Annotated in this window: 7 protein-coding genes; 3 read left to right on the forward strand and 4 right to left on the reverse strand. The window is 68.5% G+C overall.

Annotated features, from left to right (window positions below):
- The first annotated feature begins 518 nt into the window (after window positions 1-518).
- Together ACIRPU_RS43245 and ACIRPU_RS43250 are read left to right on the forward strand one after the other, a co-directional pair.
- A complete protein-coding gene (locus ACIRPU_RS43245; protein ID WP_403878398.1) occupies window positions 519-1532 on the forward strand; it encodes a hypothetical protein in 1014 nt (337 codons plus the stop codon).
- On the forward strand, window positions 1529-4669 hold the full coding sequence (locus ACIRPU_RS43250) for a Helicase associated domain protein (protein ID WP_403878401.1): 3141 nt from the start codon (window positions 1529-1531) through the stop codon (window positions 4667-4669). The genes ACIRPU_RS43245 and ACIRPU_RS43250 overlap by 4 nt, the downstream gene beginning before the upstream one ends.
- A gap of 52 nt (window positions 4670-4721) precedes the next feature.
- On the opposite strand, the gene ACIRPU_RS43255 is transcribed toward ACIRPU_RS43250, so the two are convergent.
- Both ACIRPU_RS43255 and ACIRPU_RS43260 read right to left on the reverse strand, forming a co-directional pair.
- Window positions 4722-5240 carry an AAA family ATPase gene (locus tag ACIRPU_RS43255; RefSeq protein ID WP_403878404.1) on the reverse strand — a complete coding sequence of 173 codons (519 nt, stop codon included), beginning with the start codon at window positions 5238-5240 and terminating at the stop codon, window positions 4722-4724.
- A gap of 195 nt (window positions 5241-5435) precedes the next feature.
- On the reverse strand, window positions 5436-7538 hold the full coding sequence (locus ACIRPU_RS43260) for an ATP-binding protein (protein ID WP_403878407.1): 2103 nt from the start codon (window positions 7536-7538) through the stop codon (window positions 5436-5438).
- A gap of 401 nt (window positions 7539-7939) precedes the next feature.
- Between ACIRPU_RS43260 and ACIRPU_RS43265 the strand changes: the two genes are divergently transcribed.
- The gene (locus ACIRPU_RS43265) at window positions 7940-8662 is read left to right on the forward strand and encodes a hypothetical protein (RefSeq protein WP_403878410.1); all 723 of its coding nucleotides are present in this window, start codon (window positions 7940-7942) and stop codon (window positions 8660-8662) included.
- Between the two features lie 652 nt (window positions 8663-9314).
- Here the strand turns inward: ACIRPU_RS43265 and ACIRPU_RS43270 are convergent.
- Both ACIRPU_RS43270 and ACIRPU_RS43275 read right to left on the reverse strand, forming a co-directional pair.
- Window positions 9315-9467 carry a hypothetical protein gene (locus ACIRPU_RS43270; protein ID WP_356802613.1) on the reverse strand — a complete coding sequence of 51 codons (153 nt, stop codon included), beginning with the start codon at window positions 9465-9467 and terminating at the stop codon, window positions 9315-9317.
- On the reverse strand, window positions 9464-10282 hold the full coding sequence (locus tag ACIRPU_RS43275) for a hypothetical protein (RefSeq protein WP_403878414.1): 819 nt from the start codon (window positions 10280-10282) through the stop codon (window positions 9464-9466). The genes ACIRPU_RS43270 and ACIRPU_RS43275 overlap by 4 nt, the downstream gene beginning before the upstream one ends.
- Window positions 10283-10528: the final 246 nt, after the last annotated feature.

A 10528-nucleotide genomic window follows, 5' to 3' on the forward strand; every position in this document is an offset into this window, starting at 1 on the left:
CCCGCGGAGCGGGTACCACATCGCTGCGCGATGTGCAAGAGGGGCGGTCGCTGCGCTCCCGCTGCCCGTGCGGAGCACGGGCGGATCCCTTCGCTGCGCTCCAGGATCCGGTGGGGCCGGCCGCTGCGCGACCGGCGCGGCGCGCGGTGCGCGCTCTCCCGCTGAGGGCGTGTCAGGTGCAGCTAGTGGGGCCTCCAGTATGGGAGTTGGGGAGTCCTGCGGACTCCTGGGCGGGTCCGCTGCGCTCCCCCGCCTGACGGTCCTTCCGGCTGCGCCTCCAGTCCCTTGGGGCCCGCCGGTGCGGGCGGGGCTGGCTACTGGGGTGGGGGGCGCTCGTTCGTGTGGGTTCCAGTGTACCGCGTGCATCAGATTGATGCAGCATGTACCGTTGGCGGAAACACGGGATACCCCCCAACCACTCCGGGCGGGGCGCGGGAAGCGAGGACTCTTTGAATCCGTCGGGCTTCGAAAGGCGCTTTGAAGCGCGGAAGGAAATTCAACGTGAGGTTACTTCAGGGATGGACCCGGAGCTGATCCGCTACCGGATCGTGGCGCAGCGCACCGATCCGGAGCACCCGGGCGCGTCCCTGCTGACGCACTACGCCTACGGGCGCTCGGTCGAGGAGGCCGTCACCGAGGTCCGCAAGGCGCTGGAGAAGCCGGGCGGGGTGTACGGGGACCAGGGCCTGTACCGCGTGGTGGAGGTGGTGGAGGAGAGCCCGGACAGCGAGCTCCGGCAGCAGGAGGAGGCCCGCAGGCGGTATCTGACCGCCATCCTGGAGAACGCCACCGCGACCGTGCGTGGCCGTGAGCCGGAGGACCCGGATGCGGATCTGGTCCGCCGCCTGGACGACTTCTTCACCCGCGCTGTCACCTTCCCCGATCCGCACACCCCCGGCGTACATCCCCGGCCCCACCAGGCCACGTTCGGCTGGACCAGCGAACAGCCCTACATCGAGCACGCCAGCGACCCCGGCCGCGCCCTGGCCCTGTTCCTCCTGGCCTACCTGGACCACTACGGCCTGTACCTGGGGGCAGCAGTCCGCGCCGGTGACCACCCCGCTGCGCAGCCGGTGGACGGGGGCCGGCCTTCTGCCCGCGAGGCAGAGGGCGGCGAGGCGCCGGCGGAACTTGTCGAGCGCGTCCTGGACGTCTGCGGGCAGCACTACGCGGCCGTGACCGGCACCAACTCCGACCAGTGGGACCAGGAGTCGGACCGGGAGGCCGTGGGCATCGCCCTGCGGACCGTTCGCATGGCGGAGCGGGACGCCTACCCGCAGACCCTGGAGACGTACCTGCACGAGCGCAGGGCGCGGCTCGAGCGGCTGTGGCAGCGCTACGGGACCGGCGGCATGTTCGCGGGCGAGATCGTTCTCATGGACCTGCCCGCCTGCTTCGTGCTGTGCGAGAGGATCGACAGCACCCCGCTCTGGCTCGAAGGAATCTGGACGCAGGAAGGCCAGGAGGAAACCGCGCTGGAAAGGCTTCAGAACGCCTGGCTGTACGACACGGCGGAAAAGGACGGACGATGAGCAGGATTCCGCTCAAGAAACACCAGGTCACCCAGAAGTTGGCCTTTCGTAGGTGGGTCGGATTCCCTGCAAGGTCATCTGTGCCCCCTCAGGGTGCCCGTGGCACGATCGTGTCAGCGACCGGCTCCGGCAAAACAATCATGGCTGCCGCGAGTGCGCTGGAGTGCTTCCCCGAGGGCCGGATCCTCGTGACCGTGCCGACCCTGGACCTGCTCGTGCAGACCGCCCAGGCGTGGCGGGCTGTGGGGCACCGCTCCCCCATGGTCGCGGTGTGCTCGCTGGAGAACGACCCGGTGCTGAACAAGCTCGGGGTGCGCACCACCACCAACCCGATCCAGCTCGCCCTGTGGGCCGCCCACGGGCCGGTCGTCGTGTTCGCCACGTACGCCTCTCTCGTGGACCGCGAGGACTTCGACGACCCGATGGGCCAGGGACGCGTCCGCGGGCCGCTGGAGGCCGCCCTGGCAGGCGGAGACCGGCTGTACGGCCAGCGCATGGACGGTTTTTCGCTCGCCATCGTGGACGAAGCCCACGGAACCACTGGCGATCTTGGGAGGCCGTGGGCGGCGATCCACGACAACGCCCGGATCCCGGCGGACTTCCGGCTGTACCTGACCGCCACCCCGCGCATCCTCGCCTCGCCCCGGCCGCAGAAGGGCGCCGACGGCCAGGAGGCGGAGATCGCGAGCATGGCCGACGACCCGGACGGCATGTTCGGCGCCTGGCTGCCTGGGGCTGAACTCGGGCTCTCGGAGGCGATCGAGCGCGAAATCCTCGCCCCGTTCGAGATCGACGTCCTGGAGATCCGCGACCCCTCCCCCGTCCTCGGGGAATCGGAGGAGGCGCAGCGAGGCCGGCGCCTGGCCCTGCTGCAGACCGCCCTCCTGGAGCACGCCGCCGCGTACAACCTGCGTACGGTCATGACTTTCCACCAGAAGGTGGAGGAGGCCGCGGCGTTCGCGGAGAAGCTGCCGGAAACCGCTGCCGAGCTGTACGTCACCGAGACCGATGACGAGACCATGGTCAAGGCGGAGAAGGAGCTCCCGGCGTCGTCGATCGACGCGGAGTTCTACGGCCTGGAGGCCGGCCGCCACGTCCCGCCGGACCGGGTGTGGTCGGCGTGGCTTTGCGGCGACCACCTCGTGTCCGAACGGCGGGAGGCGCTGCGCCAGTTCGCCAACGGCATCGACGCCAACAACCGGCGCGTGCACAGGGCGTTCCTCGCGAGCGTTCGCGTGCTCGGGGAAGGCGTCGACATCACCGGCGAGCGCGGAGTCGAGGCGATCTGCTTCGCCGACACCCGCGGCTCGCAGGTGGAGATCGTGCAGAACATCGGCCGGGCGCTGAGGCTGAACCGCGACGGCTCCACCAAGGTCGCGAGGATCATCGTGCCGATCTTCCTGGAGCCGGGCGAGGACCCGACCGACATGGTCGCCTCCGCCAGCTTCCGCCCCCTTGTAGCGGTCCTCCAAGGACTCCGCAGTCATGATGAACGACTCGTTGAGCAGCTCGCCTCCCGCGCCCTCACGAGCGGCAAGCGCAAGGTCCACGTCCGGCGCGATGAGGACGGGCGGATCGTCGGGGCCGGCGGCGACGGCGAGGACCAGGAGCAGGACGACACCGACGCCGCTGCCGAGTCCGCGCTGCTCCACTTCTCCTCTCCCAGGGACGCGTCGACGATCGCCGCTTTCCTGCGCACCCGGGTCTACCGGCCGGAGTCGCTGGTGTGGCTGGAGGGCTACCAGGCCCTGCTGCGCTGGCGGGCGGAGAACGAGATCGCCGGGCTCTACGCCGTGCCCTACGACGTTGAGGTCGAAGTGGGGGTGACAAAGGCTTTTCCCCTTGGCCGATGGGTCCACCAGCAGCGCAAGGCACTGCGGGCAGGTGAACTGGAAGAGCGGCGCAAGACCCTGCTGGACGCGCCCGAGGTCGGGATGGTCTGGGAGCCGGGCGAAGAGGCGTGGGAGACCAAGCTCGCCGCGCTGCGCTCCTACCGGCAGGCCACGGGACATCTCGCTCCGCGTCAGGACGCCGTGTGGGGCGAGGGCGAGGCGATGGTGCCCGTCGGGCAGCATGCGGCCAATCTCCGCAGGAAGGGCGGCCTCGGGAAGGACCCCGAGCGCGCCGCGGCGCGGGCAGCACAGCTCGCGGCGATCGACCCGGACTGGGACTGCCCGTGGCCGCTCGACTGGCAGCGGCACTACCGCGTCCTCGCCGACCTGGTCGACGCCGACGGCGTCCTGCCGGCCATCCAGCCGGGCGTCCTGTTCGAGGGCGACGACATCGGCAAATGGCTCGCACGGCAACGCGAGGCGGGCACCTGGGCGCAGTTGTCCACCGAGCAGCAGGAACGGCTGTCCCAGCTGGGCGTACAACCGCTTGAGGCCCCGTCTCCCGCACCGTCAGCGAAGCGTACGTCGAAGGGTTCGAGCAAGGCGGAACAGGCGTTCCAGCGCGGGCTTGCGGCCCTCGCGCAGTGGGTGGAGCGGGAAGGCGCCCACCGGCCTGTACCGCGCGGTCACGCTGAGGAGATCGTGGTCGACGGCGAGACGGAGCCGGTGATCGTGAAACTGGGCGTATGGAATTCGAACATCCGTGTGAGGCGGGACAAGCTCACCCCCGACCAGCAGGCCGCCCTCGCCGCCCTGGGCGTGCCCTGGGCAAAGGCAGCGGTGCCGGCACCGTCCAGCCCGGCGGTGGACGACAGTTCCGTCCAGCCCGCGCCGTCGGACGCGCACGCGCAGGAGGACCACGACCAGGGCGACACCGTGACGGAGGAAGAACGCCAGGCGGCGCCGGGCACAGCGCGGATGCAGCGCATGAACGAGCTGATGCGCAACCACACCAAGGCCGAACTTCTGCGCATGGCCTACGCGGGCGGCCTCGTGCCGTACAACAACCCCGCGAAGTGGCGGAAGGACGAAATAGCCTCCACCGTGGTCGACACCGAGTTCCGCACCGCCCACCAGGCCGCCCCGGCCCTGCCCGCCGCAGTCACCGAGCGTCCCGTCCCGGTGAAGCCGCTGCCGCAGCAGGACCACCATGCCGAGTGCGATAAGTCGGTGTACGACGGCGGCACCTGCACCTGCGACCTCATCGAGCAGTACGGACCGCCCTCCGACCGGGACGACTACTGAGACGACCTCCGACACGAGACCCCGGGCCGTCACGGTCCGGGGTCTCGTGTCTTTAGGGTGAGGGCGTGAGTCGGTGCCAGATGAAGATGCAGCTCTCCAGGCTGGCGAGTGATGGCCGGCGCAACACGGACCGGATCCGCTCGGGCCCCACCAGGACGACGGGCATTCGGCGTTCGCGGTCCTGGAACAAGCTCCACAGCCCATAGACGTACTGCAGGGCCTCGGTCCGCAGCAGATGGGCATCGCGTACGACCACAACTGGCCAGGAGCGCCGGGCGAGTTCGTTCTCGACAGCCCGCTGCGCGTCGGCCAGCCGTCGCGGCCGGACACCGAGGTGCAGAGCGGCGTGGAACGCGTCCAGGAGCGCCGCGAGGTTGCCCGGCGCGGCGGTCGTGACCACGCCGGAGTCGGCCCCGTCGCAGCGGCTGAGAGCGGCCTCCACCACGGCTTCGCCCTGGACGTCCTCCGGCGCGATGACGCACAGCAGCGCGCGGGTCTCAAGGATGTGGCGCAGGTTCTCGGCAAGTGCGGCGAACGCTTCGTCGGACACGGCCGTGGCGACCTCGCCCATGGCCCCTCCTCTGGAGTTGCGTACGGGACGCCGCCAGTCCAGCACGTTCACGGACGGCGGCGCAGACATCAACGTCATCACGGCGCAGATTGACCGGCCCTGTTCGGATGTGAGCGGCTGTGCCGGATCAGCGAACAGATGTGGACTCCCCCGCCACGCCGAACTGGCAGCAGGAGATCGTGGCGCCTCGCCTTTTCACTGTTCCTGTTCCGGGCTGGCTGGCTCGGTGTCTTCGCTCTGGCCTTGCGGCTGTGCCAGGGCATCGGGAATGAAGTGTGAGTAGCTCTCGCGTAGGTGCTGGGTGACGCGGTCGTCGGTCGCCTCGTAGTTCAGCTGCTCCTGGAAGAACCGCAGCTTCTTCTCCCCAGCGTCGAGGATCTCGCCCCAGCTCTTGACCCAGACCTCGTAGTCGTCCTGTACGTCGGCGAGGCCGGCGGGGCGGTCCGTCTGCCGGATGTCGCGAAGGATCTTGTCGGAGTAGTCGTAGGTGATGAGGTAGAAGCGCCATTTGCAGCCGACCCCGCTGTACTGGGGGTCGTCGATGATGGCCCGGGCGTAGTTCTTGATCTGGGTGAGTTCCTTCGGGCCGACCTTCACGGTCGGTCGCTTGAGCTCGATGACGAGGCGTTCAGTGGAGTTGTCGTCCCGGCGGCTGCGGAACATCAGGATGTCGACCCGGCCGCTGCGCCCGTCCGGCTGAGTGACGGCCTCGAGTTCGTGCTCCAGGACGACGTCTTCACCGAGGTGGTCTTCCAGGTGGGCCTGAAGGACGTTGGTGAGGCCGATTTCGCTCCTGGTCATGTGCCAGTCCTCGCCGAACAGCCAGAGGTTCTTGTTGACCATGGGGTGGAGCTGGTCGACCTCGCGCAGGTTCTTGCGGAGGTGGTCGTCGGCGAGGATCTTGCGCAGGGCCTGGATGAAGTTCAGGCGGTTGGTGACGGTGGTGGCCGCGCCGATGACGTGGGTCAGGTCGGTGCTATCGAGAAGGTTCTTCAGGTGCCGGCGGTCGTCGTCGCTGAGGGCCAGGACCTTTTCGAGGATGGTGTGGAGGTCGCTGGGGTTGCTCTCCAGGGCTGTGCGGATGAGGTTGACGGACAGGCTGCGGGCGGCCCTTTTGTTGGGAAGCGCGTGGCGGGCGGCGGTGACGACGACGTCGAAGGTCTGGCGCTCTATGGCGAGCGCGCCGGTCGCCAGCTGGTCGTCGTAGGGGTAGATGCCTTCGGTCTTCAGCTGTCGCACGACCTCTGCCGAGATCTGGGCACCGCGAACGGCCAGGTGCTTCTGGACGGCCTTGAGGGCCGCGTCCAGGAGCCCGGAGTGGGACATGGTCAGGCCGTGCAGGTCATCGACGGACAGGCCGTTGAAAAGGTTGGCGCGCAGGTACGGGGTGAAGCTGATGATGCCGTCGGACCAGTCGCTGCCGTGCTCGCCGAGGGCGATGCCGTCGGCGTTGCAGATGAGCATCCTGCGGTCGCTCATCCGCTTGTTCCACTCGACAAAGGTCACGACCGGGGGCGGGTCCGCGTTGGCGTATTCCTCCGGCAGGTCCAATTCCAGGTCGATGGGTTCGCCCACGATGATGTCGCTGGGGTCGAGCCGTTTGCCGTCGAACGTGACGTGCACGTGCGGATAGGCCCGGAGGTAGAACGCCAGCTTCGCGGTGAGGTTCGCGGCGGCGTCGTCGCGCTCCAGGCTGCTCAGGGGCTTGCCCTGGGGAACGGAGATGCGGACCGTCGTGCCGGGCTTCTCCCGGGTCGGCTCTGTCTCCTCAACCTGCCAGACGGTGGCATGGTCGGCGTTGCCGCGGATCCGGACTCCAACCAAGGTGTCGCCAAAAGCCATGGACTCCCAGGCAGCGGACTCCCAGGTGAGCTGGTCGCCCAGGGCGAAGGCAAAGAGGCGGCCTTCACCGTTGCGGCCGTGCAGGATGCGCTCACCGCCTTCGGTGTGCGTCCTACTGGTCTTCCAGGTGTTGCCGAAGGCTTGGAAGGCGGTGCGTGCCCGCTCGGGTGTCATGCCGTGGCCGTTGTCGGTCACTACGACGTCGGTGATCGCCGTCAGACTGGAGCGGCGCAGTTCGACGTGGACCTCGGTGGCGTTGGCGTCCAGGGCGTTCCACACCAGTTCGGCGACTGCGGTGATCTGGGGCTTCTTCTTGAACTGGAGGATCTTGCGCTCGCCGACCGAGAGCTCGAACTCCGTCAGCGGTGGTCCGCTCTGCGCCGGTAGTTCGGCGCTGACCACACCCGCGCCAACTCCCGTGCGAGCGGCGCCTTCTGTGTTGTGATCCCCAGACATGCGGTGACCGTACCGGTTTCGCACAGTGCGGTACACATCGCCTTGCGTGATGGGTGTCGTGTGCCGTGGTCTACCACTCTCAGCGGCGGGGCAGCTTCCGAGCAGCCCGGATGCGGTCTTCCGTGCGCGGGTGGTACGGGACCTTGAACCAGTCCGGGCGTACCCAGCGGTCGCCTGTGCGCCCGTCGGCAGTGGCGGTTCGGCCTCTGTGCGGCCGCAGTTGGCTGGTCAGATGCTGGGCGGGGAGAGGGCTGGCTGCCACACTCACCCGGTTGAACTGATCACTGCACGGCCGTGGCGCCGTACGCAGAAATCCAGGGGGTTCCTTGCCGAGCGCACCCACCGTCCGTGGCGGCCATTACCGCCGATCAGGCTCCCAACCGTCCCTTTCCCCTTTGGTGGTGATCATTGCGGTCGTGGCGAGCTGGGGCATCGTCCAAGGTGGCGCGGCTGCGGTGCCGCTATGGCTGTGGATCCTGATAGGCGTCACAGTGACCGCGGTCTCGGGGATCGCGATCTACCTGCTGGTCAAACAGATCCGTCTGGAGGGTCTCCAGTTACAGGCGGCTGAAGAGGCAGCCGAGCTGCAGAAGGAGATCGACGCGCAGAAGCTCGCGGACCTCAAGACCGTCACCCCCCTGGCCACACTGCTGGAACTCAACCAGTCCCAGATCGACGAATACCACCGCATCGCCACCGATCAAGCCGACCGTTCCTTCCGGTCCTCGCAACGGGCCATGGGGTTGGGCCTGCTGGTGATCGTGGGCTGCTTCGCCGCCGGCCTGTACTTCGGCAACGGCCAGACCAAGGTCTTCGTCGCCGCCATCGCGAGCGTCGCTGCGGCGCTCTCTGCCTTCCTCAACCGCACCTACCTGCAGATGTACGGGCAGACGCTGAGCCAGCTCAACCGCTACTTCGAGCAGCCGGTCCTGACCGGCTACTACCTGACCGCGGAGCGCCTGGCCCAAAATCTGGGCGAGGACCCCGAGAGTGAGATGCGCCGCCGCATCATCGACCAGGTCCTGGAAGCCAGCGCCCGAATGAACAACGGCGCCTCCGGCGAAGAACCACCGCCACCGGCCAAGCGGCAGGCGAAGAAGAAGCGCGCCGCGGCGACCGAGTAAGGCCGCATCCGGCTCTGGACGATCGGCAGCGTTAGCGTTGCCCAGGATTCAACGAGTGCCGCGGCAGTCGTAGACCACGAGTGACAGATCCTTCACCGCAGCTCGGGCACGTTCGGCGTCCAAGCCGTCATCAAGGGCCTCCAACGCGGCGGCCGCCGACACCCGAACGGAACGGGGCAGACCGTCGTAGGCGGAGAGTCGGTACGCGACGGTGCGACGGGCCTCTTGTTCCTCATCGCTCACCCCATCAGTGGTGAGTGGGAAGACCGCAGCCTCGTACACGCGATGCTCAGGAGGACCAGGTCGGCGATCCCTTCCGCATAGCCGTCGCTTCTGGCGGCCCGCACGGGAGTCACCGTGGGGCGAGGGCGGACGACCATTCCGAATCCCGCACCCAGGCCGGCGGCACCCGCGGGCATGGTCGAAGGGGTCGCAACGGGGATGTCAGCGGCCCGACCACGCCGCATGCCCAGGGTGACCTGGGCGAACTCCGGAGCGCTGTGGAGGCCGGCGCAACCCCTACCTCAACGCGCAGCGCAACACGGCGCCCTATGCGGCGAAGCGGCTGTTGGGCGGGCTGGTCACGGTGTCGCCTGCGTGAGTCCCGAAGTCTGTGACTCCGGGACTCCCAGACGGATTCCGGGCCCGGGCACTACTTGAGCAACAGGTGCAGGAGGCCCGCCACGCCGACGCCGACCAGGAGTGCGACGCCGACCGCGGGGTGAAGCAGGGCGATGTATGTGGCGATCCCGCCGACCAGGAGCAGAAGCGCGGTTCGCAGGTCGAGCCCGTTGCCGTTGTTCACTGGCCAACCGCCTTACGGGCGGCGGCACGGCCGTACAGGGCCTCGATCTCGCCCCGGGACGCCATGACCTTCGCGCGGGCGCGCAGGCGGGCCATGTGTCCCTCAACCATCCGGGACGTCATCCCGAGCTCGGCGCCGATCGCCTTCTGGGTCACCTTGGACTCCCAGATCAGGCCGCAGATCGCGCGCACCTCGGGACCGGCGCCGTCCAGGATCCGCTGGATGGTCTCCTGGAGGACGAACGCGTCGTCGGGGGAACGGACGTATCTGGGACCCCACATGTCCTCGTAGGGCTCCGCGGCGATGGGATCCGCGGCCTCGAACAGGCGCCGGCGATAGCCGTAGGCCCACTTCTTGAACACGTCGCGGAAGGCGTACAGGGTCTTCACGAAGTAGGTGCGCATCGTCGCGCCCCCCTCCGGATCCCACCCGCCATCGGGGAGGAGTTCCTCGGTGAACCTGCACACGGCGCTCTCGACGCTGTTGTGGGCGATCTCGTCACGGATGTCGCCACGCCGCTTGAGGATCTCGACCTCGAAGTAGCGGACCCCTAGGGGGACACCGCGCTCCCCGCACTTCTCGATGATCGTCCCGTCCCGCATCCATGCGCGCAGGCACCGCCAGCCGTAGACCCAAAGGTCGTCGCGCAGGAGCTTCATCTCCCAATAGTCGGGGTCGAAGTTGCGGAGCCGAAGGCGTTCGTTCAGCGCGCAGTCCGCCGCGTGCTGCTCAAGATTGCGCCGTTTCGTGCCCTTCGACCGCTTACCACCCCCCTGGGGGGACTCGTCTGTTACTTCCGCTACCTGCTCGAACATGTGGCACCAACCCGTCTCGCACATGAAGTTCTACTGGCGGTGCCGTATGGAAAGAACAGCAATTCATCCCACGAGATTTCTGATAATTCCGCGACGAAAGTTCGTCTCCGCTGGTCAGCGGCCCCCAGGGGTGACGCCCCCTCCCCGAGGCGGGGGGGGGGGGGGGGGGGGGGGGGGCCGCGCCGGGGGGGGGGGGGGGGGGGGGGGGGGGGGGGGGGGGGGGGGGGGCAGAGACACGGGCGGCGA

The organism is Streptomyces sp. NPDC102259, from assembly GCF_044766465.1.
Taxonomy (GTDB): domain Bacteria; phylum Actinomycetota; class Actinomycetes; order Streptomycetales; family Streptomycetaceae; genus Streptomyces.